The sequence below is a fragment of the Acinetobacter johnsonii ANC 3681 genome (assembly GCF_000368805.1).
GTDB lineage: Bacteria > Pseudomonadota > Gammaproteobacteria > Pseudomonadales > Moraxellaceae > Acinetobacter > Acinetobacter johnsonii.
This window is the reverse complement of sequence record NZ_KB849705.1, coordinates 1,924,134-1,947,816: the sequence shown is the minus strand read 5'-3', so window position 1 is coordinate 1,947,816 and position 23,683 is coordinate 1,924,134. Positions and strand designations below refer to the sequence as shown.

The 23,683-nt window shown below is 41.0% G+C and carries 28 protein-coding genes; 8 read left to right on the top strand and 20 right to left on the bottom strand.

Features of this window, described 5'->3' with window-relative positions; all coding sequences use genetic code 11:
* Positions 1-16: 16 nt before the first annotated feature.
* From F946_RS13500 to F946_RS13475, 7 genes are all read right to left on the bottom strand, one after another.
* The gene (locus F946_RS13500; protein ID WP_004983218.1) at positions 17-553 is read right to left on the bottom strand and encodes a GTP-binding protein; all 537 of its coding nucleotides are present in this window, start codon (positions 551-553) and stop codon (positions 17-19) included.
* Positions 554-562: 9 nt separating this feature from the next.
* A complete protein-coding gene (locus F946_RS17450) occupies positions 563-883 on the bottom strand; it encodes a hypothetical protein (RefSeq protein WP_227554979.1) in 321 nt (106 codons plus the stop codon).
* Positions 880-1,317: a hypothetical protein gene (locus F946_RS17445; RefSeq protein ID WP_004983211.1), complete on the bottom strand. Its 438-nt coding sequence runs from the start codon at positions 1,315-1,317 to the stop codon at positions 880-882. Before F946_RS17445 ends, F946_RS17450 begins: the two co-directional genes overlap by 4 nt.
* Positions 1,318-1,608: 291 nt before the next feature.
* Positions 1,609-1,968, bottom strand: a complete 360-nt coding sequence (locus F946_RS13490) for a hypothetical protein (protein ID WP_004983207.1) — start codon at positions 1,966-1,968, stop codon at positions 1,609-1,611.
* A gap of 395 nt (positions 1,969-2,363) precedes the next feature.
* Positions 2,364-3,023: a hypothetical protein gene (locus F946_RS13485; RefSeq protein WP_004983205.1), complete on the bottom strand. Its 660-nt coding sequence runs from the start codon at positions 3,021-3,023 to the stop codon at positions 2,364-2,366.
* Positions 3,024-3,040: 17 nt separating this feature from the next.
* On the bottom strand, positions 3,041-3,472 hold the full coding sequence (locus tag F946_RS13480) for a ClpXP protease specificity-enhancing factor (protein ID WP_004983203.1): 432 nt from the start codon (positions 3,470-3,472) through the stop codon (positions 3,041-3,043).
* Positions 3,473-3,480: 8 nt separating this feature from the next.
* Entirely contained in the window at positions 3,481-4,134 is a 654-nt protein-coding gene (locus F946_RS13475) for a glutathione S-transferase N-terminal domain-containing protein (RefSeq protein ID WP_004983201.1), read from the bottom strand.
* Between the two features lie 123 nt (positions 4,135-4,257).
* On the opposite strand from F946_RS13475, the gene F946_RS17575 reads away from it, so the two are divergent.
* Entirely contained in the window at positions 4,258-4,587 is a 330-nt protein-coding gene (locus F946_RS17575) for a hypothetical protein (RefSeq protein WP_004983198.1), read from the top strand.
* Positions 4,588-4,713: 126 nt separating this feature from the next.
* Here F946_RS17575 and rpsI read toward each other — a convergent pair whose 3' ends face one another.
* Together rpsI and rplM are read right to left on the bottom strand one after the other, a co-directional pair.
* The gene (gene rpsI / locus F946_RS13465; protein WP_004695095.1) at positions 4,714-5,100 is read right to left on the bottom strand and encodes a 30S ribosomal protein S9; all 387 of its coding nucleotides are present in this window, start codon (positions 5,098-5,100) and stop codon (positions 4,714-4,716) included.
* Positions 5,101-5,112: 12 nt separating this feature from the next.
* The gene (gene rplM, locus F946_RS13460; protein WP_004695096.1) at positions 5,113-5,541 is read right to left on the bottom strand and encodes a 50S ribosomal protein L13; all 429 of its coding nucleotides are present in this window, start codon (positions 5,539-5,541) and stop codon (positions 5,113-5,115) included.
* Positions 5,542-6,030: 489 nt separating this feature from the next.
* Here rplM and pdxA point away from each other — a divergent pair, with 489 nt between their 5' ends.
* The 3 genes from pdxA to F946_RS13440 are packed head-to-tail and all read left to right on the top strand — an operon-like array spanning position 6,031 to position 8,694.
* Complete coding sequence (gene pdxA, locus F946_RS13450) at positions 6,031-6,999, top strand: 4-hydroxythreonine-4-phosphate dehydrogenase PdxA (RefSeq protein ID WP_004983189.1); 969 nt, start codon at positions 6,031-6,033, stop codon at positions 6,997-6,999.
* Between the two features lie 32 nt (positions 7,000-7,031).
* Positions 7,032-7,844, top strand: a complete 813-nt coding sequence (gene rsmA, locus F946_RS13445; RefSeq protein WP_004695098.1) for a 16S rRNA (adenine(1518)-N(6)/adenine(1519)-N(6))-dimethyltransferase RsmA — start codon at positions 7,032-7,034, stop codon at positions 7,842-7,844.
* Between the two features lies 1 nt (position 7,845).
* Complete coding sequence (locus F946_RS13440) at positions 7,846-8,694, top strand: symmetrical bis(5'-nucleosyl)-tetraphosphatase (RefSeq protein WP_004695099.1); 849 nt, start codon at positions 7,846-7,848, stop codon at positions 8,692-8,694.
* Positions 8,695-8,736: 42 nt separating this feature from the next.
* Here F946_RS13440 and F946_RS13435 read toward each other — a convergent pair whose 3' ends face one another.
* From F946_RS13435 to hflX, 5 genes are all read right to left on the bottom strand, one after another.
* The gene (locus F946_RS13435) at positions 8,737-9,186 is read right to left on the bottom strand and encodes a DUF2147 domain-containing protein (RefSeq protein ID WP_004983177.1); all 450 of its coding nucleotides are present in this window, start codon (positions 9,184-9,186) and stop codon (positions 8,737-8,739) included.
* 279 nt (positions 9,187-9,465) lie between these two features.
* Positions 9,466-9,909 (bottom strand): DUF2147 domain-containing protein, encoded by a 444-nt coding sequence (locus F946_RS13430; RefSeq protein ID WP_004695103.1) that lies wholly within the window; start codon positions 9,907-9,909, stop codon positions 9,466-9,468.
* A gap of 87 nt (positions 9,910-9,996) precedes the next feature.
* The gene (locus tag F946_RS13425) at positions 9,997-10,671 is read right to left on the bottom strand and encodes an LrgB family protein (RefSeq protein ID WP_004983174.1); all 675 of its coding nucleotides are present in this window, start codon (positions 10,669-10,671) and stop codon (positions 9,997-9,999) included.
* 10 nt (positions 10,672-10,681) lie between these two features.
* The gene (locus F946_RS13420) at positions 10,682-11,053 is read right to left on the bottom strand and encodes a hypothetical protein (RefSeq protein ID WP_004695106.1); all 372 of its coding nucleotides are present in this window, start codon (positions 11,051-11,053) and stop codon (positions 10,682-10,684) included.
* Between the two features lie 43 nt (positions 11,054-11,096).
* Complete coding sequence (gene hflX, locus F946_RS13415) at positions 11,097-12,428, bottom strand: ribosome rescue GTPase HflX (RefSeq protein ID WP_004983172.1); 1,332 nt, start codon at positions 12,426-12,428, stop codon at positions 11,097-11,099.
* A gap of 387 nt (positions 12,429-12,815) precedes the next feature.
* Between hflX and F946_RS13410 the strand changes: the two genes are divergently transcribed.
* Positions 12,816-13,640, top strand: a complete 825-nt coding sequence (locus F946_RS13410; protein WP_035327022.1) for a lysophospholipid acyltransferase family protein — start codon at positions 12,816-12,818, stop codon at positions 13,638-13,640.
* 4 nt (positions 13,641-13,644) lie between these two features.
* Here the strand turns inward: F946_RS13410 and F946_RS13405 are convergent, their stop codons facing one another.
* The gene (locus F946_RS13405) at positions 13,645-15,273 is read right to left on the bottom strand and encodes a phospholipase D family protein (RefSeq protein ID WP_080632298.1); all 1,629 of its coding nucleotides are present in this window, start codon (positions 15,271-15,273) and stop codon (positions 13,645-13,647) included.
* Between the two features lie 101 nt (positions 15,274-15,374).
* Here F946_RS13405 and F946_RS13400 point away from each other — a divergent pair, with 101 nt between their 5' ends.
* On the top strand, positions 15,375-16,385 hold the full coding sequence (locus F946_RS13400; protein ID WP_004983158.1) for a metallophosphoesterase: 1,011 nt from the start codon (positions 15,375-15,377) through the stop codon (positions 16,383-16,385).
* A gap of 7 nt (positions 16,386-16,392) precedes the next feature.
* Here F946_RS13400 and F946_RS13395 read toward each other — a convergent pair whose 3' ends face one another.
* The 3 genes from F946_RS13395 to trhA form a co-directional block, all read right to left on the bottom strand.
* Positions 16,393-16,815 (bottom strand): hypothetical protein, encoded by a 423-nt coding sequence (locus tag F946_RS13395; protein ID WP_004983153.1) that lies wholly within the window; start codon positions 16,813-16,815, stop codon positions 16,393-16,395.
* Positions 16,816-16,956: 141 nt separating this feature from the next.
* A complete protein-coding gene (locus F946_RS13390; protein ID WP_004983152.1) occupies positions 16,957-18,270 on the bottom strand; it encodes an MFS transporter in 1,314 nt (437 codons plus the stop codon).
* A 143-nt stretch (positions 18,271-18,413) separates the two neighbouring features.
* The gene (trhA, locus tag F946_RS13385) at positions 18,414-19,055 is read right to left on the bottom strand and encodes a PAQR family membrane homeostasis protein TrhA (RefSeq protein ID WP_004983150.1); all 642 of its coding nucleotides are present in this window, start codon (positions 19,053-19,055) and stop codon (positions 18,414-18,416) included.
* Positions 19,056-19,161: 106 nt separating this feature from the next.
* On the opposite strand from trhA, the gene F946_RS13380 reads away from it, so the two are divergent.
* Both F946_RS13380 and F946_RS13375 read left to right on the top strand, forming a co-directional pair.
* Entirely contained in the window at positions 19,162-20,376 is a 1,215-nt protein-coding gene (locus tag F946_RS13380) for a class I SAM-dependent methyltransferase (RefSeq protein WP_004983147.1), read from the top strand.
* A gap of 59 nt (positions 20,377-20,435) precedes the next feature.
* Positions 20,436-20,870 carry a GNAT family N-acetyltransferase gene (locus F946_RS13375; protein ID WP_004983145.1) on the top strand — a complete coding sequence of 145 codons (435 nt, stop codon included), beginning with the start codon at positions 20,436-20,438 and terminating at the stop codon, positions 20,868-20,870.
* A gap of 32 nt (positions 20,871-20,902) precedes the next feature.
* Here F946_RS13375 and F946_RS13370 read toward each other — a convergent pair whose 3' ends face one another.
* Positions 20,903-21,244: a hypothetical protein gene (locus F946_RS13370; protein ID WP_004983143.1), complete on the bottom strand. Its 342-nt coding sequence runs from the start codon at positions 21,242-21,244 to the stop codon at positions 20,903-20,905.
* A gap of 189 nt (positions 21,245-21,433) precedes the next feature.
* Positions 21,434-23,566, bottom strand: a complete 2,133-nt coding sequence (locus tag F946_RS13365) for a 3-hydroxyacyl-CoA dehydrogenase NAD-binding domain-containing protein (protein ID WP_004983141.1) — start codon at positions 23,564-23,566, stop codon at positions 21,434-21,436.
* Positions 23,567-23,683 lie beyond the last annotated feature (117 nt).

The following is a 23,683-nucleotide window of genomic DNA, read 5'->3' as shown; positions in this document are numbered from 1 at the left end:
AGAACCTCGTTAAGGGTTAATTGGCAATATTTGAGTTGATCTCAATGGATGTAATAAGCGCTTCTAATAATAACAAAACGTCATCTTTCTTCCTTGCATCGATAAAGAAGAGTGGAGAAAAGAGATCATTTTGTAATAACCAGTCTTTATAGATAGTGGTTGATTTGGTTGACTCAGAAAGAAGATCGGTATGTGTAATGCCGATCGCAATATTGTCGGTAAAGTTTTGAAAGGTTTCCAGATAACTTTCTAATTCTTGAATAGGGTTATCTGAATGATGGTCAATCAAAATTACAGCACCAATAGCACCTTTAGTAATGGCAGACCAAATAAAGTCGAAGCGGCTTTGCCCAGGTGTACCATATAGCCCAATGGTCAGGTTTTCATCAAGCGTGATTTCACCATAATCAATACCAACTGTAGTTTCCAATTTGGTATGGCGCTGTGCATCTGTGTTGAAAGCCTCCGTTTGCAGTACAGGAATCTCTGAGAGTGATCGAATCGCCGCGCCCATACCACCAGCAAAAACAATTTTAAAGCGTTGTAAAATCATATTATTATCCTATATGCCTAGTTTTTTTCTTAGTTGTCCAAAAAAGCTTTTAATTAATCCTGCTTCTTCTGTAACTTGAGGCATTTCTGGTGGGTTAAAGTGTTTATCCCAAATATTGATTTTTGAGAGATTATTGGTCGCGATATTAGCTGCAATAAAGCGCTGCACAGTTTCAATAGGAAGGTTCAACTGCGTTGAAATTTTTGAAATTTTACCACCTTGAATAAAGCAGCTGGAAAGTTGAAAAATGGTTTTCCTGTCCACATTGCTTGCTGGCTTAGGCCACATATGGATCTTAAAATGGCCATCTTCAGGTGCAATTTCTTTCAAAAATATGGGTGAATCCCAAAAAAATGCCATAACCAGTCGCTAAGTATATGGGGGTGCTTACGTGAGACTTTCATGAAGTTACTGGTGCTGGCAATGTCATAATCAAAACCAGAATCTGTAAAGGCTTGTTCGCGCTCTGTATTGAGCCAAGCGATATTGTTTTGAATATCAATGATGGCAATGGTGCCTAATGTATCAAAAAGATGGAGCTTTGAGTTGCGTTCGCTATCCAGCATTTTGCTGAAATATTCTAATTTGTACGGTGTTTTTTTATTCTGAGTTTCGATAGGAAGGATTTGTTGATTGTCAAAAGAGGGATGTAGTAGATGTTGAATAATCCAATTCGAGAAGCTTTCAAGATGCGTAATTGGTAAAGAAAGTGTATTTTCGTGGAGTCGGTTTTCGTTATGGGTTTGCTTAGAAATTTTAGCCATGGGAACTGACGACTTCGAATGATCTTTTGGCTCCCTTCAGTTTCATAAAAACTTTCATGGATAAATAAACAATCAATAGTTGGGTCAGCCGCGGAGCTCCAGTTAATTTGATACTCTTGAGGAATGAGATTACGTAGCTGTGTTTTAAGTTCGTCAGAATGGTTTGAACTCAGGCCAGTAATCGCAATATTAATATATTGCTTATTCATAGTATTTCTTTAATTTAATTAGGTTGAAGAGGACAACGCATACAACCCCTTTCGCAAAAGGATGAGAAAGGGGCAATTCAAATTAAGAAAAATCTAGGCCTTTTTCATATCCTTTGAGTTCATGGCGAGCCATAGCAAGGTTTGCTTTAGAGCGTTCAAGGACAAGATATAAGAAAATTTTGTCATTGCCTTCTAAAGGACGAATAAGGTGATACTGCTTACCCAGTGTAATTAAAATATCTTCGATGGTGTCATTCAAGTTCAATGCTTGTGCAACACGTCGTTTTGAGCGAACGACTTCAGTATTACCTGCAGCCGCGAGTTCTAAATCGATGCTTCCACCGCCTTGAGTTGCTAGGGCCAAACCGCTTTCTCCATCGACCAATGCTGCTGCATAGAATCCATCGATATTTGCTAATGCTTCCAATGACACTTTAGCCATAGTTTTTCTCTTCATTTTTATGAGTTTTAAAATCCTTTTAACTTGTTGTTTCACAATTCGATTTAATTATATGGACGGCGTGAAAAAATTATCAATATAAATAAATGTAATAAAAAAAAGGATGAATAAATGTACAATTAAACCCGAGGCTTTTAGTCAGTTTTTGCTAGAGATTTTGTGATTAGGTTTGCGGATTTTAGATAGGAGTGTGAAAAAGTTTATTGTTATTTGAAAAGTGTTTAATTTATTTACTATTGTAACAAAATGTAACTTTTACCATTTGGACAAATAAAAGCAAAAAAGAAATCGATTTTTTTGATTTTTAAAGATGCAATATATAATTATTTTTCATTAAAAAATAAAGGGATGCGCAAAATGAGTGCATCCCTTGGAGATTAGACAAACATTTGACTTGCTGCGCAATAAAGTCCCCATAAAATCACGATAGCCACAGCAGGCTCAATCAGTTTTGCCCATGTTGGCGTTGGATTTTGCTCTGCTACCTGTGTGTGTAGCTGATCTGAGTGGTCTGTTGCGTGTTGATTTACCATTTGATTAAACTCCTTCATCGTCTCTTCTAATGATAGCTCTTCTTCAGGCTTTGGTTTAGAGCCTATCAGTTCTGTTAGCTCACTTGTTGTCCAAACCCAGTCATCCGCTAGACCTGAGAGGTGCTCAATTTGACCGATAAGCAGCTCTCGTATTCCATGTTCGCCAAAGTTTCCCGTGACATCAAGTTGTTTGAGTTCAGCAAACTGAAGACCTAGCATGGTGGTCAAGCTATGTTCTAAGTCTGCCTTCGCTAACTGTGATTCATTTTGCGGAGACGTGGTGAGATGCCTTGCAAGTTCTTGAATATAGAGATGATCTTGGGTTTGTATCTCATGATAGAGCTTGGTGCCATCTTGACGCATCAAAGTGATGAGTTTTCCAAGAGAGAGGGTGTTGGCCTCAGAAAGATATTGAAGTCGCTCCTCATCTGAATATTGACTCAGAAGCTCAGGCTTTTGAATTTTAATCTGCTCTGCAAAATATTGTACTAAATCAAAAGCCATATAATTACTCCATTTTATTAATCTAATAACCTTAAACTTGGTTTTTTCTTAGCGGGTTCAGTTTTTTCTTCATTGTCTGATTTTAAAGCATTTTGCTCACTTTGGGTATGATTGTCATACTCACTTGGGTCGAAGAATAAGCCTTGTCCATTTTCACGGGCATAAATGCCAATCACAGCATTAAGTGGTACATAAATATCACGAGATATCCCACCAAAACGTGCAGAGAAGGTAATCGCATCGTTGCTCATATGTAGCGCATGTACGGCATGAGGGACGATGTTTAAGACAATCTGTCCATCTTGAATAAACTGTTCAGGAACGAGAGTATTGGGCTGGGTTGCATCGACCAATAAATGTGGTGTCAGTTGGTTATCACAAATCCATTCATAAATTGCACGAGCTAAATATGGACGAGTCGGCGTAAGGTTTAATTCTTGATCAGACATAATGTTCTCTACGGCTGTTTAAATTCAGATTGATAATGGTTTTTCTCCTGCAAAGTTAAAGACTTTAAAAATGCAGGACGACTAAAAATACGTTGACAATATAAATAGATTGGGCGGCATTGCTGTTTGGGTAAATGCACGCCCATACTGTTTAAGCGTAGAAAGATAGGAGCAAGCATGCAATCTAAAATGCTAAAGCTTTCCGACATGAAATAGGGGAAATGCTGAAACAATGGTGTCAGGGAAATGAGTGTGTCTTTCAGTTTTTTTTGTGCTTTCAGTTTTGCTTGTTCATCAAGTGTATCTGGATGGCGTAACATCATATCGGCAAGCTTTAACCAATCTTGTTCAAAGCGCCAAATATACTGACGCTGTTCCGCACGAGGCATAGGTGCGTCGGCATAGAGCTTGTTTTGACGATAACGATCGTCTAAATACTCAGAGATGATATTGGTATTAAATAGTTTTAAATCATTTTCAATCAACATCGGCAGCTGATTATAAGGGTTTAAGCTGGCGAGATCTTCATCATCTGCATCACTTAAAACCAAATGGTATTTGATTTGCTTCTCTGCAAGTACATAACGAATCCAATGGGAGCGAAAATCATCTGCATGGCTATACAGCGTAATTCCTTGAAGCGGAGTAGTTTCGACAGACATATTTCAAGAAACTAGGTGAAGTGAATCGGTTAGAATACTAAAAATAGCCAATAAAATCATCTTAACTTTAATATGCTTATACAATCGAACAACTTGGAATAAATGAAAAAGAAGGATAGAACCATGCAGCTTAGGCTCAGAATCACCCAATCGATTGCAGTTATTATACTAATGACTTCCATCTCAAGTAGTTATGCTCAAAATCAAGATGCAGCCGAACAAGTAGATGTAGCGCAGCAGACTGCTGAATATGCAGCTTGTTTTGCCGATGAAGCCTGTGATGTTGCTACTTCTGTATCTGAGGATGAGATGTATGGCGGCATTCAGCAAGAATATACAGTAAAAGGCTGTAAGGTCACTGTTTATAATGATGGGCCTGTGAAAATGGTCGATGAGAAAACTGATGAGCCGTGTAATGCACCACTTTCCAAAGATCATCAATTTTCAAAATAAGCTGGAATATACAACTAGAGGCATGTAGTACGAATAAAGCAGGAAGCATAGACTTAAAACTTGAAAATGACGCATAAAAAAAGCCTTGGATAAACCAAGGCTTTTTTGTCCGATTCGGTAAACGAATTAACGTTTAGAGAATTGAGGACGTTTACGAGCTTTACGTAAACCAAGTTTCTTACGTTCAACTTCACGAGCATCACGAGTAACGAAACCAGCTTGACGAAGAGCAGGTTTAAGTGTTTCGTCAGAAGCGATCAACGCACGAGTAATACCGTGACGGATAGCGCCAGCTTGACCACCGATACCACCACCAGCAACAGTGATGTAAAGGTCATACTTTTCAGTAACTTCGAGAAGCTCTAAAGGTTGACGAACAACCATACGAGCAGTTTCACGACCGAAGTATTGCTCAAGAGTACGGTTGTTAATTACGAGCTTGCCTGTACCAGCTGACAAGAAAACACGTGCAGTTGCGGTCTTACGGCGACCTGTACCATAATTAGTAGCCATGTGCTGTATCCCTTAGATGTCCAAAACTTGTGGCTGTTGAGCAGCGTGTGGATGCTCTGTACCTGCATACACTTTCATTTTCTTGATCATTGCATAACCAAGAGGACCTTTTGGTAACATACCTTTAACAGCTTTTTCTAAAACTGCTTCAGGTTTGTGAGCGATTAACTTTTCAAAGTTAGTCTCACGGATACCACCAGGGAAGCCAGTGTGGCGATAGTATTTTTTATCAAGCGCTTTTTTACCAGTCACTTGAATTTCTTCAGCATTGATTACAACGATATAATCGCCAGTGTCAACGTGAGGAGTATAAGAAGTCTTGTGCTTACCACGTAGACGACGAGCGATTTCAGTCGCAAGGCGACCTAAAGTTTTGCCAGAAGCATCAACAACGTACCAGTCGTGTTGAACTTCAGCAGGCTTAGCGCTGAGAGTTTTCATTAAACCACTACCTATTATAGTTGGTTTGGACTATGGAATCTGTCCAAACAAAAGGAGACGCGATTCTAAACGAAGTTGCTCAGAATCACAAATGAAAATATAAAATTTCAAGAGCCGTATTTTAAGGTATTTCCCTACATAAAGGAAGAGATCAGTTTATTCTTTTTAAAAAACGACAAAAGAGTTCAAACTTTAAAAAATGAGGAAACAGCGATATTGAACTTTATGACTTCACTGAATGAAATGCGGGATCATCACCATAGAACCATTTTAAAATAACGGATAGTACAGGAGTTACGACTCGCAATTTCTTTGCTCATGTTTTATATGTTTGAGGCTTTATTTTTTCTTTGAAAGTCGATGGAATGTGAAAACAGGATAAGTGAGGATTTAAATATAAAAGAATAGGTTCAAGTTGAGTACGGTGAATGCGGAGATACTGGGTGAGACGTTGTATAATAGTCAAAACGCATTTTATTTGAGTTGATCATGCTGCCTTTATATGTCACCAGTGGTGAACCTGCTGGGATTGGTCCAGATATTTGTTTAAGCCTTGCCGCTCGTATAGATGAACGTCCGATCGTGGTCCTTGGTGATATGAACTTGCTGCGTACACGTGCAGCACGTTTGGGATTGGAGATTGAACTGATTGAATATTCAGGGCAAGAAGCATCATCAACTCAGGGGCAACTTTATGTTGAGCATGTGTCGTTAAGCGAAGCCGTTGTAATGGGTGAGCTCAATCCTCAAAATGCACCTTATGTGTTAGAACAGCTACGACGTTCGGCCGATTATGCCATATTCGGTAAAAGTGTAGGTGTTGCAACGGCACCTGTACAAAAGTCAGTTATCAATGATGCTGGGATTCACTTTAGTGGACATACCGAATACTACCAAGAGTTTGCTGGAGTTGAACGTGTGGTGATGATGCTCGCAACCAAGACGTTGCGTGTCGCGCTGGCTACTACACATTTGTCATTAAGAGCTGTACCCGATGCGATTACCAAAGAACGACTGCATCAAGTGATTGATATTTTAATTCAGGACTTAAAAAGCAAATTTAAAAAAGAGCATCCACATATTTTAGTGTGTGGCTTAAACCCACATGCAGGGGAGGATGGCTATTTGGGGATGGAGGAAATTGAGGTGATTAACCCTGTGCTGGAAAGCTACCGTGCTCAAGGCATAAATATGAGCCTGAGCCTACCTGCCGATACCTTATTCACCCCAGAAAACTTAAAAGATGCCGATGCTGTTTTGGCGATGTATCACGATCAGGGCTTACCTGTGTTAAAATCGCAAGGGTTTGGTGATGCCATTAATATTACTTTGGGCTTGCCGTTTATTCGTACCTCAGTCGATCATGGCACAGCTCTCTCCCTCGCAGGCACAGGTCTTGCGAAAAGCTCAAGCTTACAGGTCGCTGTTGATTTAGCGTTAGAATTAGCTCGTCACTAATGTTCAGTGATTAACTCACGTTGGAAAATTTTATGTATCAAATTAATGCCTTAAACCCTAAAGATGAAGGGCACCATACGCGGAAGCGTTTTGGGCAAAACTTCTTACATGACCAACGTGTGATTGCCAAGATTGTACGTTCAGTTGCACCACGTTCAGGTGATAACATTGTAGAAATTGGCCCAGGTTTGGCAGCCTTAACCTCTCCGTTGATTGGTGAGTGTGACGCACTTACGGTTGTCGAATTAGACCGTGATTTGGCGGCAGGTTTGCCAGGGCGTGTGCCACATCCTGAACGTTTAACCATTATTGAAACTGATGCACTGAAGTACGACTTCACTAATTTATTTGAAGATGGTCGTCCTTTACGTGTTGTGGGGAATTTGCCGTATAACATTTCGACGCCACTTTTGTTTCATCTCTTGGAGTTTGGTGACAAAGTTAAAGACATGCATTTTATGCTACAAAAAGAAGTGGTTGACCGTATTACGGCTTCTCCAAATAGCAAAGAATATGGTCGTTTGTCGGTGATGATTCAGTATTTCTGCAAACCTACGTTCTTGTTTGAAGTACCACCGGGTTCATTTAACCCGCCACCAAAAGTGACTTCTGCGGTGTTTCGTCTAGAGCCGTATGCGGTTAAGCCGATTGTGGCAAAAAATGAAAAAGCCTTAGCACGTTTGGTCTCGCATGTCTTTACTCAGCGCCGTAAAACTTTGCGTAATAGCTTAAAAGGCATGTTGGTTGAAGATGGTTTTGAACAAGCAGGTGTTGATCCGATGGCGCGTCCAGAGACTTTGACACTGGCTCAATTTGTGGCATTAGCAGATCAAATGGTGGCTTAAGGTGGCAGGTGCAGAGATTCGATACAATTATGTCATTGGTGATGTGCAGGGTTGTTTTGAAGCACTAAAAGCCTTGCTAAAGACCATTCAGTTTGATCCTGACCAAGATTTTATTTGGTTTGCAGGGGATTTGGTTGCTCGTGGTGAAAACTCATTAGGTGCTTTACGCTTTATTAAAAAATTAGTAGAGCGTAATGCGGCTGCAACAGTTTTAGGCAATCATGATTTAACTTTGCTGGCGGCTGCACGTGGCATTAAAGCAATTAAAGACAAAGATAACATTCGTGATGTGATTGATGCGATTGATAGTGATGATTTGATTGATTGGCTACGTAAACAACCTTTGTGTGTGTTTCCAAACGCAACCACGGTTCTAACTCATGCAGGCATTCCAACCAATTGGACAGCGGAACAAACTGCTGCTTTAGCCGCAGAAGTTGAGGCGGTCATTGCAGCGGATGATTTTGATGTTGTCGATGCTTTTTTAAAAGAAATGTATGGCAAAGAGCCTACCTTATGGTCGGATGAACTGACGGGGCATGCGCGTTTACGTTGTATCGTAAATTATTTGACTCGTATGCGTTTAACCGATAGTGCTGGGCGTTTGGAGTTTAGTTTTAAAGACTCGCTCAACGACCCGATGCCTGAAGGCTTCAAACCATGGTTTGAATTTGCTTCGCAAGCGGCACAAACCCATAAAGTTGTGTTTGGTCACTGGGCAGCTTTACAAGGCAAAACCATTTCAGACTCGATTCAAAATGTAGATGGCGGTTGTGTTTGGGGGCATCAATTAATGGCCTACCGTTTAGAAGATGAGACCTTATTTGCCGTTGATAATCCAGTTCAATAGCACATGCATTAAAAAGCCACGAAGTTCGTGGCTTTTTTATTCTTAGTCGATTCTTAACCAGATTTGGTTACGACCTAAAGCAGAAACACCGATGTATGCACGTAGAGAAAGACGCTTTCCTGTGGCATTCAGTTTCATTTTCGCATCATAAAGTTTGCCAGACAGTGGATCAATCACACGACCTTTTTCATAGTTATTTGTGCCATCCACATGCTTTAAGCCTTTAATAATGTCCATACCCAAAATTGGTTTGTTGGTATATGGCGTAGGGCAATTCACACAAGTTTCTTTTGGTGTATAGCCTGGGCGTGGAGTAATTTTTACAATTTTTCCAGTGTAAGTATTATTCGATTCTTTACGAATTTCGATAACGGCTTTCGGTGAACCTGACTTATCATCAATTTGTTGCCATGTCCCTGTTAAGTCCTGTGCAAATGCTCCCCCGCAAAGCATGGACAATGTTAATCCCGCGATAAAAAACTTACTTTTCATATAAGGTTCTCTATAGTTTCATAAAAAGATATCCAAGACACAGAAAAATAAACAGTTTGCATAAGGCAAACTGTTTTGTGTTTAGATATGAGTTAGGCAGTTGCCTTTAAAAATTGAAAAATCATACACGCTGAGCTGAAACTCTTTTATTCATTGAATTTGAAACCATCAGACTAAGTTTGAAGCAATGTATGAGTGACTCGGTGGTGGTCTACAAAATCTAAAATGAATGTATCAAGTGATTGCGTAGACCAAGCTTGTTCAGTAATAGAACTCAGATTATTCTCGAATCCACGTTTGACTACGACCTAGAGCAGATATGCCCACGTAGCCTCGCAAGGTTAAGCGTTTGCCATTCGAACTGAGTTTTGCTTTACAGCTATAAATATTACCAGACAGTGGATCGATGATTTTTCCACCCGTGTAATTGGTATTACCGCTGTGTTTCAAACCTTTCATCACATCCATGCCTAAAATGGGCTTATTGGTATACGGCGCAGGGCAATTAATACAAGTTTCTTTTGGTGTATAACCCGGACGAGGCGTCACTTTAACGATCTTAGCGGTATAGGTCCCATTTGATTCTTGGCGAATATCAAGGATGGCTTTTGACGACCCAGTTTTGTCATCAATATTTTTCCAAGTGCCGCTAATATCTTCAGCGAAAGCTGTACTACCCATAACGGTTGTAGCGAATGCGATTGCAAGTGTCAATTTGCTCATGAACAAAATCCTTTTATCATTTAATCAACGACAAACTCATCTTAAGTCGATTTTTTAAACAATACAATTGTTTATGTGAGGAACATATCACATTTTTTGCAAGTATAGAATAAACAACGGTAACCAGATTGCTGTAAACACTGCATTGACAGCCATTCCAAAGGCTGCGTAACGTCCAGCAATACTTCCCCGTTGCCATGCTTGAGCTGTACCGATGGCATGGGCTGCAAGACCTAGCGCTAAGCCCGATGCCCGCTCGTCATTAATGTGTTTGAGGATCAGTGGCGAAAATGCAGCACCAATCACACCAGATAAAATCACGATTAAAATTGCCAGACTCACAGGGGCTTGCAGCAGTGTTGCAATGTTAATTGCGATAGGCGTTGTGACTGCTCGTGTGGCAAATGCCATAATGGTAGGGTCAGACAAATGTAGTAGATAAGCCAGTCCCATCGGCAGTCCGACCGCACTGATACTGGCAAAGACCAAGATGCCCACCACGGCTTTGAGAGGGAGGTCGTCATAGCGCATGGCAGCCAATGGAATAGCTAATGCGACCGTGACATAACCGAGCAGATGGTTAAACACTGGATTTACCTGTGCCATATATTGCTCATACGGAATGTTTAACAACAAGAGCAGGGTAATCACAAAGCACATGCCAAAAACAATCACGGGAATTTGTGGCAGTTTTTTGTTGAGTGGCTTTGCCAGTAAATAGGCAACGAGGGTTAGGAAAAAACCGAAAATAATGGGAATCATGTGCACACTCCTAAAGCCATTTCTTAGACATTTTTGCGTAAACCCACAGTGGAATTAGTGTGCTGACAAATAGCACCACCAAGAACATTGGGATTTCACTGCCTAAATGCGTCATCATCAGCAGGGAGCCTGCACTGATAGGTAGAAAAGCAAAGGCACTTTCTTTCATGATTTTATTGTTGGTATCGACCAAACGTGCTGGAATTTTATGAAATTTTCTCCAACCCAAAAGGACGATTAATAAACTAATCAGTCCAATTAAATTGCCCAGTTCAGGATGTCCAAAACGTCCAGTGATCCACACAGCCGCTTCACGAAAGATGATGATCAGGGCAACCGTGCCGATCCATGCTTTCCAATCAACAGTTTTTATCCATTCCATTTTGTTCTGTCATTAACATTTTACTTATCACGTTTTAACCGATTTAGTTTTTGATTTCAAATTCTTCGAGTTCACGATGAAATTGTTTTGCTTTCAAACCTAAAATTTCATCAATCGGTAAATGTGCTTGTTTAATCAATTGTTCAAGTTTATGTGGTGCAATATACACTTGTAGGTGTAGGTTGCCCTCATCATCATAATTTTCAGATTGAATCACATTTAGGGCGTACAGTTGATTACGTAATTTGCCATAGGCAGGTTTGAGTAAGACGTCAAAGTTTTGAATTTGACCCATCAAGCACTCTTGTACCGCTTGGCGTAATAGATCAAATCCTTCGCCTGTATGTGCTGAGACATAGACACGCTCAGGTACATTGGGTTCAGCGTAAATGATTTTGGCTTGTTCACCACTTTGATCGATCTTGTTATACACTCGTAGGATCGGAATATCTGCACCAATTTCTTTGAGCACTTTTTCAACAGCTTCAATTTGTTCCATATGGTCTGGACTACTCGAGTCAATCACATGCAACAGCAAACTGGCTTCTAATGTTTCCTCTAGAGTCGCTTTAAACGATTCTACTAAAGCATGTGCGAGATTACGCACAAAACCAACCGTATCGGCTAGGACCAGTGGGCCAATACCATCCCATTCCAAACGTCTTAAGGTTGGATCTAAGGTTGCAAATAACTGATCTGCGGCATAAACATCAGATTTGGCAAGAGTGTTAAACAGGGTTGATTTGCCCGCATTGGTATAACCAACCAAAGAAACGGTTGGAATCGCGGCTTTTTGACGTGCAGCACGCCCTTGAATACGCGTCTGACGGACTTTTTCTAATTTATCTTTAAGTTGTCCAACACGGACACGAAGTAAACGACGGTCAGTTTCGAGTTGCGTTTCACCTGGACCACGGAGTCCAATCCCGCCTTTTTGGCTATCGAGGCTAATGCCTGTACCGACCAGTCGAGAAGACAAGTGATCCAATTGAGCTAATTCGACTTGAAGTTTCCCTTCATGGGTACGGGCACGTTGTGCGAAGATATCTAGAATAAGGCGTGTACGGTCAATAACGCGGCACTTGATAATGCGACTCAGATTACGTTCCTGACTGGGTGTCAGGGCATGGTCAATAATCACCAGCGTGGCTTCAAGTTCCTCAACACGAGCAGCAATTTCTTCTGCTTTGCCTGAACCAATGAAATATTTAGCATCGGGTTTGAATCTTTGAGCGTGAATATGCTCCAGAATTTCTGCACCTGCCGACTTAGCAAGCAAACGAAATTCTTCTGCATCAAGGTCTTCCAGAATATGGATGGCAACACTGACTAAAATGGTTTTTTCGCCACCTTGCTTCTGCTCAAAATATTCCACTAAATTCGATCTCACATTGAAAACTCTAGTGTAGATGAATTTGCTGAGATTGAGCGAAATAGTTATGCTGTTGCCTTACATTGAGCGAAATAAGTGAACCAAAAGCAGCAAGGTGCCAAAGTATAAAATACTGAGCCCTATAATAAATTTCAGTGCCTGAACAGGATTTAACGGTGGAGCTGGAGGATTCATTTGAGCGTTCATGTACACACCATGTTTTGGTATTTCGATTGATTTATTTTAATTAATTTGTTTAAACGATTAAAATTGAAAATAATCATCTGGTCCTTCGGTTTTTATGATCAATGCAAGTTAGTTAAGATCAGTATAGAATGAGCCGAAATCAATGATTAAATGTTGAATGAAGCTGTGCCAAGTGAACCGTCTATGCAATCGAATACTGAAATAAAAACAACATCACTAAAAGGTGTCTCTAAGCTTTTTTTGTATGGTAAAAAGTTGGCTTCGGGGCTTGGCGCCGTGTCCGAAGGGTTTTATTTGGTCTATCGACATGGCTTGTATAAAGACATTAACAATCCACAAAATACCCGTTACGTGCAGTATTTCTGTCGTCGACTGTGCAAGGTTTTTAACATTGATGTTCATGTCCACGGGGATATTCCACGTAAGCCTGCACTTTGGGTCAGCAATCATATTTCATGGTTAGATGTAGCGGTTTTAGGCTCAGGAGCACGAGTTTTCTTTTTAGCCAAGGCTGAAATTGAAAAATGGCCTGTGTTTGGCAAATTGGCAAAAAGTGGTGGAACCCTGTTTATTCAACGTGGTTCAGGCGATTCCATCAAAATTCGAGAGCAAATTACAGCGTTTTTAAAACAAGATATTCCTGTGTTGTTTTTCCCGGAAGCGACCACGACCGATGGTTCTAAAGTGAAAAAGGTGCATGGACGTATATTAGGCGCAGCAATTGAGGCCCAGCGTGATGTGCAAATTTGTTTGATTTGCTATGTGAATCAACAGGGCGGACTTGACCAAGTCTCTCCGTTTATCGGTAACATTAGTTTTGCCGAGCATGTTAAAAAAGTACTAGAAATGCCACAAGTCACGGCACATTTAGTTGCGCTCCCAGCCATTTGTACCGCAGGACATACGGTTGAGAGTTTAACGGCACTGGTCCAACAAAAAATGGTGCAAGGTTTGGCTGATTTACATCAGAAAGTTTTGAAGTCCCAACCCAACATGCAACAAGCTTGAAGGCTTACATAAAGCCTTCAATCGGTAGCCAAGAGACGACTTTGAGACCAGCACGTTTGAACCAATTCATTTTTGGTTCAGTAGTATAGGTTTTGGTAGAGCCATCAGCTTGTTTGATTTGCCAGTTAATGTTTTTATTTGCATCTAGGACCAGCTTATAGGCATATTTACTGAGGTTTTGGTCCATGGTGTAGTGTACCGCTTTGGCCAGCGGCGGACTGTTCAGTAAAACCCCAATTTCTGTATTTAGGTTGGCAGAGCGGGGATCAAAATTAAATGAACCAATAAAAACCTGTTTCTCATCAATGGCCATGAGTTTGGCATGCAGACTCGAGCGGCTTAATCCTTTGATGCTGACTTTGGCTTTTTTCGAAATTTCTTCATTGTTTTCGTTTAGGGCTTCGGCCGCAGGCGTGGCTAAAAACTCATAGAGTTGAACACCACTTTCCAGCAAGTCTTCACGATATTTTCCATAGAAGGCATGGACCAACGGCACATCATTGGCTTTAAATGAGTTGGTCAGTACGCGAACTTGAATGTCACTTTGAGCGAGGTTTGCCAGATGTTTTTTGCCTTTACGTTCAGGCACAAAATAGGCCGAAATAATGTCGATGCTTTCCATTGGCTTTTCTAAATGGGTTTGCAACTGGAAGTTTAAATGTTCTTCTTTTTTCGCACGAGACTTGGTTTTGCTTGGCGAGTCTTTCACCACTTCGGCTTTGACCCAATCGAACTGGATACTATCATTTAGCCAGTGTTCAAAGGCCTGCGAACGATTGGCCAGATCCAAATAATTTTGTACGGTCACTTCCTGATAGTGCTGCTCTAACTGGGTTTTTAAACCTTCATAACGCAAGCTGTAATGGTTAGCGTTGACAATTTGACGCACTGGAAAGGCATAGTCGTCATTCCAGTATTCATCGAAAGAATGCACAATTTCATCTGAGGCAGAGCCGACCAACATCACATCAACATCAGAAAATTGATAACTGTCGCTGACGTTATAATATTGATTGCTCATGTTACGCCCACCAATCAACGAAATTTGATTATCGGCAATGAAGCTTTTGTTGTGCATACGACGGTTGATGCGTTTTAGATTTAAGACCATATCCATCGCACGATAGTGACGGAAGCGGTAGGGGTTATACAGTTTGATATCAATATTGGCGTGTTGATCGAGCGCCAAATAAATGCCTTCCATTTTCTTGGCATTGTTATCATCGATCAGTAAGCGAACCTTCACTCCACGATCGGCGGCTTTCAAAATAGAATAAAGCGCTAAAGAACCAATACGATCATTGTCCCAAATATAGTATTGTAGATCTAATGTCTTTTCTGCTTTATCAATGAGATGGATACGTGCAGCCAATGCCTCGAGCGGGTTGTAAAGAACATGAAAGCCCGTCAGTCCTGGATTTTGCTCACGCAAAGGCAGTACGATTTTACCTAAACTGGTTTGATCTGTTGGTAGATCAAAGGCATAGACGGGCGTCTGTGGGATCTGTTTGGGTAAGGTATTACACGCGGGAACAGTCAAAACCATACAGCTCAGCAACAACAATTTGGCATTTTGCTGAGTCGAAGATGAACGGAATGAAGTTTGTTTTGCTAAGCCGTGAGGTTTTTCCATCATCATAAAGTCTATAAATTTGGTTTGAGTATAATTCTGAGCTGTGAAAAGATAAACAGAAGATTATGTGTTCTTGATGAACAAATTGTGAGTAAAAGTCTATGATCAATACACACTCCGTCGTGTTCTATTTTTATATTGCGATGGCCTTGCTTGCAGGGTGGGCGGTGTATCAGGCATGGATCAGTCAAACCAATACGGAGACGATTCATCCGTTTAAAGCCTTTGTGCATTTATTGGCTTTTTATCTTTCGTATTTACTCATTCCTTTGTTTTTCTTTAGCTTGTATGCAGGTTTTCAGGGCTATTATTCATGGCATGAAGCTATTTTTGTGTTTTTGGTCAGTGGTGTACTGTGTTATGCACGTTTTATTGAACCGCATTTTGTACATGTCAAAACCACTCAATATCAAATCCAAGAAGATTATAAATTACTCAAACCCGTTCGTATTGCGTTAATTGCGGATTTACATATTGGCCTATTTTCAGGGCATGAGCGACAGCTGAAAACCATCGTCAAACGACTGAATGAACAAAAACCTGATTTGGTGGTGGTTGCAGGGGACTGGACTTATGAACCTGAAAATACACTGGCAGAAGAATTAGAAGTGTTGCAAGAAATTAATGCCCCAGTCTATTCGGTCAATGGTAATCATGATGAGCAGTATCCTGGTCCGCCGATTCAAAATTTGTTGAGACATGCTTTGAAGGTGAATAATGTGATTGATATTGAAGGTCAGATTGTTGAATTTGAAGAGTTTCGTCTGATTGGAGTCGGGGATTTGTGGGCAGGCAAGGCGGATATGCGTTTTATGCCGCATTTACCGCAGGACAAACCGTGGGTCATCCTATCGCACAATCCAGACACGATCGATATGGTACCTGCTTTACCCAGCCGTCCTTTAATGCTTTCAGGTCATACCCATGGTGGTCAAGTTGAGCTGCCATGGCTCACAGACTATGTAATGAAAAAAGTGTCTATATTAGGACACAAAAAAGGCTTGTACCGACATGAACATGCGGATGTATTTGTTACGGTTGGAACAGGCATGGTGGGTGTGCCGTTTCGTTTTCGTGTACCACCGACGATCGATATTATTGAACTGATTTAAGTTGGGTTTAGAACCAATAAAAAATAAAGCTTAAAACCAAAATGACCACAGCCAAGATGATCCAAAGGTTGTGGTTTTTTGTATGAAGCGCTTGTAGGTCTTGCATGGTGTCGAGGTTATTCACTGCTGTGCTATGCGGGCTTTGTGGCTGTTGTTGTGTAAAGCTCCGTCCTTCAGACACAAGGGAGCTGTGGTGTCTTAATTCAGCGGTTGATATGCGTTGTTGTTGATGGCGTTTATGGCGATACATGCTTTTTAGTGCAGCATCATGCCGCTTCGTGAGTTCAGTCACGATCTCTTGTGCATCATCGTATTGAAAAGCGGTATGTGTGGCGATATATTGAATGGCTTGAATAATTTTATTTTCTTCAACTAATACGATGACATCAAGGAGTTGTTCATTGGTGAGTTGTTGTATTTTTTCATCCATTTTTCGGTCCTATTCATCTGTATCTCTCTCTATTTTTGAAGTAAAACGACAGATTTTAAATATGGTTTTTGTAGCGTTTGTGAACGCATTGGTATAAAAAAACCAGCATCATTGTGCTGGTTTTAGACATCAAATTCAGGGTTAAATTTGATTATTTACATCATCATTTTTGGTTTCACGAATCATTAAGAACGCACATAATGACAGAAGCGATGCCGCCGTGAGGTAGTAACCTACTGCGTGTAAACCGTAGGTGGTTGCAAGCTTAGTGGCAATGAGAGGTGCAAATGATGCCCCAAAGATCCCCGCAAGGTTAAAGGTCAGTGCTGAGCCTGTATAACGAACGGATATTGGAAAAATTTCAGAGAGCACGGTGCCAATCGGTCCATAGGTTAAACCCATGATGGATAAACCAATACATAGGAACAAGAACACAATAAGTGTACTCCCTGATTCCAACATGCTTGAGAATACTAAACCAAATAACGCCGCAGCAATACAGACTGCAATAGAGGTGGTTTTACGACCAAATTTTTCCGCAAAAACTGCTGACAAGGGGATGAATGCAGCAAAGCACAGGGTTGCGACCAGTTGAAGTTGTAAGAACTGTTCGCGGGTGTAACCTAGCTGTTTGGTACCCCATTGTAAAGCAAATACTGTCGTGAGGTAGAACACCACAAAGGTGCAGATGGCTGCAATGGTACCTAAAATTAACATGCCCCAGTGCTTGGTGATCACTTCTTTAAATGGAATGTTAACTTCTTTTTGCTTGTCTAAAACTTTCTGGAACGCGGGGGTTTCATGGAGTTGCAAACGAATCCACAGACCTACAATTACCAATAACGCACTTGAGATAAAAGGAATACGCCAGCCCCAAGTCATGAACGCTTCTTCAGTCATAAAATGACCCAGCGTTAAGAATGAACCCGTTGCTAAGATAAAGCCAATCGGTGCGCCCAGTTGGGGGAACATACCAAACCAAGCACGCTTACCTTCAGGTGCATTTTCTGTGGCAAGCAATACCGCACCCGACCATTCACCACCTAACCCGAGTCCTTGACCTAAACGACACAGTGCAAGTAGTAATGGCGCGACAATTCCAATTTGTGCATAGGTGGGCAATAAGCCGATACACACGGTTGAAAGTCCCATGGTCAGCAAAGCTGCAACCAAGGTCGCCTTTCGGCCGATACGATCACCTAAATGTCCAAAGAGTGCAGCGCCAATCGGGCGTGCAATAAAGGCAATGGCGAAGGTTGCCAAAGACTGAATAGTCGCAGTCATTGGATCGGTACTTGCTGGAAAGAACAGGTACGGAAAAATAATGACAGCCGCAGTGGCATAAATATAAAAATCGAAGAATTCGATAGTTGTACCTACCAGACTGGCTGTAAGTACGCGGAATTTTGAGTTTACAGGCTGCTGTTCAGCAACAGCAGTATTTAATGACGCCATGGTAGACCTTACACTTAAAAAATAGTCGAACTGAGTTTTAAAAGCGTCATCTTTTTAAAAAAGGCGTAATTTTTTAAAAAAATACGAATGTTCCTCGGGCAGACTACGGAATTAGGGTTGCTAAAAAATGTAGTGCGCGCGGGTTATATCACGTAAAGATAGATGGACAGGAAATGTGATCCTGCACCAATCAATACAAAAATATGCCAGATAGCGTGCGTATATCTTACCTTTTTTAGCGCATAAAACAATGCACCGATGGTATAGGAAAGTCCACCAATGATTAAAAAAGTCAAAGCTGGTTTAGATAAAAAGCGTTGCATATCATCCATTACCAGTACAGCCAGCCAACCCATGAGCAGATAAGCAATCAGTGAAATTTTTTCAAAGCGATGAATGAAAACTAACTTGAATAGTGTACCAATGAGTGCAATCACCCAAAGTGCAATGAGCAGGTAATGGGCTTTTTGTGTGGGCAGTGCGATAGACAAAAATGGGGTATAGGTGCCTGCAATCAGATAATAAATGGCAGTGTGATCTAATTTTTTATACCAACCGCGACGCTCTGGAGATTCGGCAAAATGATACAAGCTCGATGCGGCAAACAATAAAAATAAGCTCAAAGCATAGACCCACAACCCGATCCACTGCGCTGTTTCTAAGTAAGCCCCTTTGATAATCAATAAAATACCCGCTATGAGTGCAAGCACTGCACCAATAGCATGGCTAATAAAGTTGATTTTTTCTTCAACTGGATCGTAGTTTATAATAGGGCGAGCGCTCATAAGTCATGTGCATTTTTATAAAATATACAACTGTATCGTAATTCAAATTTGCATTTAGCGTAAGACGCTTTAAAATTTAATCGCAATTCTTTTTTTGGTTTCTATTATGACCGTTTCGGTATCGTCCTCTGCACAAGAGCAGCAATTCCTTCAGGCCTTTCAGCAAGCGCTTGAATCTCAAAGTTTTGATCGGATGATTCTGAGTCAATATCAGGGTGAACTTGAGCAACTCGAGAAGATGACTTTTCGAGTCGTCATGTTGCAAGGACAACCTGTATTGAGCTGTTTATATCGCCATAAAACCCAAGATGTCACCAAAAATTATTCATTAGACATAGCACTTGAAACGGTAACTGCACTTTTGGCGCAGTGTAAACAAGCCAATCTGCTGACAACTGAACAAGAGTGGCAACTGAAAAAGAATAAAAAGAAAGCCATGCTGACACAAAGTAAAAATAAAACGGTAACCAAAGCTGTTGAGCAGCAAGGTCATGACCGTGCCAAACAGCGTTTTGTGGATCAAGACAGTTATTTCTTACAGCCTCTAGGCATTACCGATGCAAAATCGCACATCATTCCCAGTATGGCGCGTAAGTGGAAGCAGATTAATAAGTTTGTCGAAATTTTCTCAGGGGCATTAAGTCATATTCAGCTGCCTGAACAACTGCGCGTGGTCGATTTTGGCTCAGGAAAGGGCTACTTAACCTTTGCTTTGTATGATTATTTGCTAAAGCAAGATCTGAATCCTTTTGTGACTGGGGTTGAGCTAAGCAGCAAGATGGTGGAATTCTGTCAGGAGGTTGCGAATAAGTCAGATTTTCAGCAACTTGATTTTTTTCAGGGTGATGTTCGGACGTACCAACCTGAACGCCTTGATGTGATGATCGCGTTGCATGCTTGCGATGTCGCGACTGACTTTGCAATTCATACCGGCATTCGTTTAAATGCCGAAATGATCATGTGTGCGCCGTGTTGTCATAAAGAATTACGTCCACAACTGAAAGCTCCGCTCGTGTTACAACCGATGTTGCAGTTTGGCATTCATGCGGGACAGCAAGCTGAAATGCTGACGGATACTATTCGTGCCTTATTACTCAAAGCCTATGGCTATGAAACGAAAGTGTTTGAGTTTGTAGCACTTGAGCATACCAGCAAGAACAAAATGATTTTGGCAACCAAGCGTAAGGATTATCAAGCGCCCGATGTTGCTGTCTTGGCACAAATTCAAACCATGAAAGAGATGTATGGTATTCACAAGCATTCACTGGAATTGCTGTTGAATAATCAATGGGATCAGCAAGATGTAGGGTGTAAATGCTGATCTGAACATCACTTTTTAGTGCAATGATCAATACAAAGATGATTTATAGGGAAATGAAAATGCCAAGCTTGAGAATTACGCACGGAACATGGGAAGAGTCGCAACAGGCTGCGAAAATGATTCGTGAGCAGGTCTTTATTCAAGAGCAAAACATTGCTCCTGAAGATGAATGGGATGAGCAAGATGAAATCGCAGTTCATTTTGTTGTCTATGAGCAAGATCAAGCCATCGCCACTGCACGACTTTTGCAAAATCATAGTATTGGTCGTGTTGCAGTTTTGAAGTCACATCGCGGTTTGGGCGTGGGCAAAGTTCTGATGCAGGCGGTGATTGCATATGCTCAACAGCAACAGCGTCCATTTTTAGTCTTATCCTCTCAAGTACATGCGCAAGCGTTTTATCAGGCTTTGGGCTTTATGCAAGAGGGTGAGGAGTATTTGGATTGTGGCATTCCGCATATCCATATGCATTTATCATCCATAAAAAAGCCCTGATCTTTCAGGGCTTTTTTATTAGTCACAGCATATTAGTGACCATGTTCAGATGACATTTTCGCGTGTTCATCGGCATTCATACCGTGCTCATCAGAGCTTGCATGTTCTGTGGTATCTTCAGAAGCTGCTTGAGCTCTTGCTTCACGCGCTTCTTTATCCGCTTGTGCTTTGGCCATGGCTTCTTCAGACATCGCAGGCGCATTTTTAAAAGCATGTTGCTGAGAGTTTTGCTGCGTTTGCTGACTTGGCATATAGTCAGGCTCATTGGTGATCGCAAGGTAGAAGATACCTAAGAAAATTCCACTTAAAATGAAAGCAATAATCAGTGCTTTCCAACCCCATGGTGATTTTTCAGGAGAAGTATTGTCAGTCATGTGCAACAGCCCAATTGAATAAAAATAAATCTAAAACTATGTAACTTTATAACACAAAAAAACTGCGTCGGGCTTGAAAAGAATGCACTAAAATAAGTCAAAATTAGATGCTGAATCAGCAGGTTAATTTTGTTGTGTGCTGAGAGTGCAAAAAAGGGATCTGCTGATCCCTTTTTTAAGGTGGAAGTTTTAGCGAATCTGACCCGATGGCACCGATTCAACCAGACGTTGCGGTGCTTTGAAACGCTCACCATATTTCGCTTCAAGTTCATTGGCACGTTGTACAGCTTTGTCTAAACCATATTGATTTAAAAACTGAATTGCACCACCTGTCCACGGCGCAAAACCAATCCCAAAGATCGAACCGATATTGGCATCAATCACAGACTCAAGAACATTTTCTTCATAACAACGTAAGGTATCTAACGATTGTACAAATAGGAAGCGGTCAATCATTTCTTGTTCAGAAATATCTACGTCCTTCTTCCAATGGCTCAAACCTTCCCAAAGATGTTTTTTACCACTTTCTGGATAATCATAAAAACCTGCACCTGCAGCTTTACCCTTACGGTCAAAAGTATGAATCATGGTTTGAATCACATCATCTGCACCTGAACGAGGTAAATCTTTACCCTCAGCCTGCAATGCTTTACGTGTTTCATTGGCAACATGTTCAGAAAGCGTCAGCGCAACTTCATCTTGAATGGCTAATGGGCCAACTGGCATACCTGCTTTGAGTGCAGCCATTTCAATACGAGCTGGGTGTACACCTTCATGCAGTAAACGTAAACCTTCCTGAACAAAAGTACCAAATACACGACTTGTGAAGAAGCCACGGCTGTCATTGACAACAATCGGGATTTTGCCAATTTGCTGTACATAGTCATACGCTTTTGCCAAAGTTTCAGCAGAAGTATTTTTGCCTTTAATGATTTCGACCAATTGCATTTTATCGACTGGGCTAAAGAAATGTAGACCAATAAAGTTCGCTTGATCTTTCGATGCATTTGCCAAACCAGTAATCGGCAATGTTGAAGTGTTTGAAGCCATCACACCGCCATCGATAAGGAATGCTTCAGCTTCTTGAGTGACTTTCGCTTTGAGTTCTTGATTTTCAAATACAGCTTCGATAATTAAATCACAGCCTTTCAGATCTTCCGCAGATGCTGTTGCAGTAATCAAGCTTAAAACCTGATCACGTTTTTCAGCCGTCATACGACCTTGCGATACTTTTTTATCCAGTAACTTTTGGCTATAGGCTTTGCCTTTTTCTGCATTTTCTACAGAAACATCTTTCAGTACAACAGGAACTCCTTTGATTGCTGCCGAGTAAGCAATGCCTGCACCCATCATCCCTGCGCCAAGTACACCGACTTTGCTTGCTTGCCATTTTGCAACATCTTTAGGACGGCTTGCACCTGCTTTAATAGCATTCAGCCCATGCCAAAAAGTACCGATCATATTTTTTGAAATTTGACCTGTGGCAAGATAAGTAAAATAACGAGATTCAATGGTCAGTGCCGTATCCACATCAACTTGCGCACCTTCAACCGCAGCCGCCATGATCGCTTCAGGAGCAGGATAACAACCTTTGGTTTTATCACGTAGCATCGCTGGAGCAATCGCCAGCATTTGTGCAACCGCAGGTGTTTTAGGATCACCACCCGGAATTTTATAGCCTTTAACATCAAAAGGTTGTTGTGATTTCGGATTAGCTTTTACCCAAGCAATCGCTTTGTCCATCAACTCTTCAGCTGTTTCCGCAGTATCTTGAATTAAACCAAGAGATTTTGCTTTATCCACACCAAACTGCTTACCTTCCATTAAGAATGGAAAAGCATTTTGCAGACCTAAAAGACGTACCATGCGCACGATACCACCACCACCTGGCAGTAGACCTAAAGTTACTTCTGGAAGTCCAAATTTAGTTTTAGGATCATTCAATGCAATACGTGCATGACAGCCTAAAGCGATTTCCCAACCACCACCTAAAGCCGTACCGTTCAATGCTGCAACAACAGGAACACCTAAAGTTTCGATATAACGGAACTCTGCTTTCATTTTCTGAATCATTTCAAAAAAAGGTGTGGCATCTTCCAAACGTGCTTGGACTAATTCATCCAAATCACCGCCTGCAAAAAAGGTTTTCTTCGCTGAACGGAGAATAATCCCAGTAATCGATGTTTCAGATTTCAGTTTAGAAACAACATTTTCCAAAGCCACACGGAAATCTGCATTCATGGTGTTTGCAGATTGGTTTGGAGAATCTAAAGTCAGAATAATAATGCCATCGTCATTTTTTAAATATTGAATTGCGCTCATAAAGTTTTTATCCAAATGATTTTTTGAACTTGGAATGTATACTTCTGCATAGTTGTATGAATTTTCAGCATCGCAGAGTCATTCCAAATTTATTTTAATTTCGGGTTTAACCTTCGG

Bases quoted from the DNA above. Each gene is read 5' to 3' on its own strand.
- F946_RS13500 (WP_004983218.1), bottom strand. From the start codon at position 553: ATGATTTTACAACGCTTTAAAATTGTTTTTGCTGGTGGTATGGGCGCG.
- F946_RS17445 (WP_004983211.1), bottom strand. From the start codon at position 1,317: ATGGCTAAAATTTCTAAGCAAACCCATAACGAAAACCGACTCCACGAA.
- F946_RS13490 (WP_004983207.1), bottom strand. From the start codon at position 1,968: ATGGCTAAAGTGTCATTGGAAGCATTAGCAAATATCGATGGATTCTAT.
- F946_RS13485 (WP_004983205.1), bottom strand. From the start codon at position 3,023: ATGGCTTTTGATTTAGTACAATATTTTGCAGAGCAGATTAAAATTCAA.
- F946_RS13480 (WP_004983203.1), bottom strand. From the start codon at position 3,472: ATGTCTGATCAAGAATTAAACCTTACGCCGACTCGTCCATATTTAGCT.
- F946_RS13475 (WP_004983201.1), bottom strand. From the start codon at position 4,134: ATGTCTGTCGAAACTACTCCGCTTCAAGGAATTACGCTGTATAGCCAT.
- F946_RS17575 (WP_004983198.1), top strand. From the start codon at position 4,258: ATGCAGCTTAGGCTCAGAATCACCCAATCGATTGCAGTTATTATACTA.
- rpsI (WP_004695095.1), bottom strand. From the start codon at position 5,100: ATGGCTACTAATTATGGTACAGGTCGCCGTAAGACCGCAACTGCACGT.
- rplM (WP_004695096.1), bottom strand. From the start codon at position 5,541: ATGAAAACTCTCAGCGCTAAGCCTGCTGAAGTTCAACACGACTGGTAC.
- pdxA (WP_004983189.1), top strand. From the start codon at position 6,031: ATGCTGCCTTTATATGTCACCAGTGGTGAACCTGCTGGGATTGGTCCA.
- rsmA (WP_004695098.1), top strand. From the start codon at position 7,032: ATGTATCAAATTAATGCCTTAAACCCTAAAGATGAAGGGCACCATACG.
- F946_RS13435 (WP_004983177.1), bottom strand. From the start codon at position 9,186: ATGAAAAGTAAGTTTTTTATCGCGGGATTAACATTGTCCATGCTTTGC.
- F946_RS13430 (WP_004695103.1), bottom strand. From the start codon at position 9,909: ATGAGCAAATTGACACTTGCAATCGCATTCGCTACAACCGTTATGGGT.
- F946_RS13425 (WP_004983174.1), bottom strand. From the start codon at position 10,671: ATGATTCCCATTATTTTCGGTTTTTTCCTAACCCTCGTTGCCTATTTA.
- F946_RS13420 (WP_004695106.1), bottom strand. From the start codon at position 11,053: ATGGAATGGATAAAAACTGTTGATTGGAAAGCATGGATCGGCACGGTT.
- F946_RS13410 (WP_035327022.1), top strand. From the start codon at position 12,816: ATGCAATCGAATACTGAAATAAAAACAACATCACTAAAAGGTGTCTCT.
- F946_RS13405 (WP_080632298.1), bottom strand. From the start codon at position 15,273: ATGGAAAAACCTCACGGCTTAGCAAAACAAACTTCATTCCGTTCATCT.
- F946_RS13400 (WP_004983158.1), top strand. From the start codon at position 15,375: ATGATCAATACACACTCCGTCGTGTTCTATTTTTATATTGCGATGGCC.
- F946_RS13395 (WP_004983153.1), bottom strand. From the start codon at position 16,815: ATGGATGAAAAAATACAACAACTCACCAATGAACAACTCCTTGATGTC.
- F946_RS13390 (WP_004983152.1), bottom strand. From the start codon at position 18,270: ATGGCGTCATTAAATACTGCTGTTGCTGAACAGCAGCCTGTAAACTCA.
- trhA (WP_004983150.1), bottom strand. From the start codon at position 19,055: ATGAGCGCTCGCCCTATTATAAACTACGATCCAGTTGAAGAAAAAATC.
- F946_RS13380 (WP_004983147.1), top strand. From the start codon at position 19,162: ATGACCGTTTCGGTATCGTCCTCTGCACAAGAGCAGCAATTCCTTCAG.
- F946_RS13375 (WP_004983145.1), top strand. From the start codon at position 20,436: ATGCCAAGCTTGAGAATTACGCACGGAACATGGGAAGAGTCGCAACAG.
- F946_RS13370 (WP_004983143.1), bottom strand. From the start codon at position 21,244: ATGACTGACAATACTTCTCCTGAAAAATCACCATGGGGTTGGAAAGCA.
- F946_RS13365 (WP_004983141.1), bottom strand. From the start codon at position 23,566: ATGAGCGCAATTCAATATTTAAAAAATGACGATGGCATTATTATTCTG.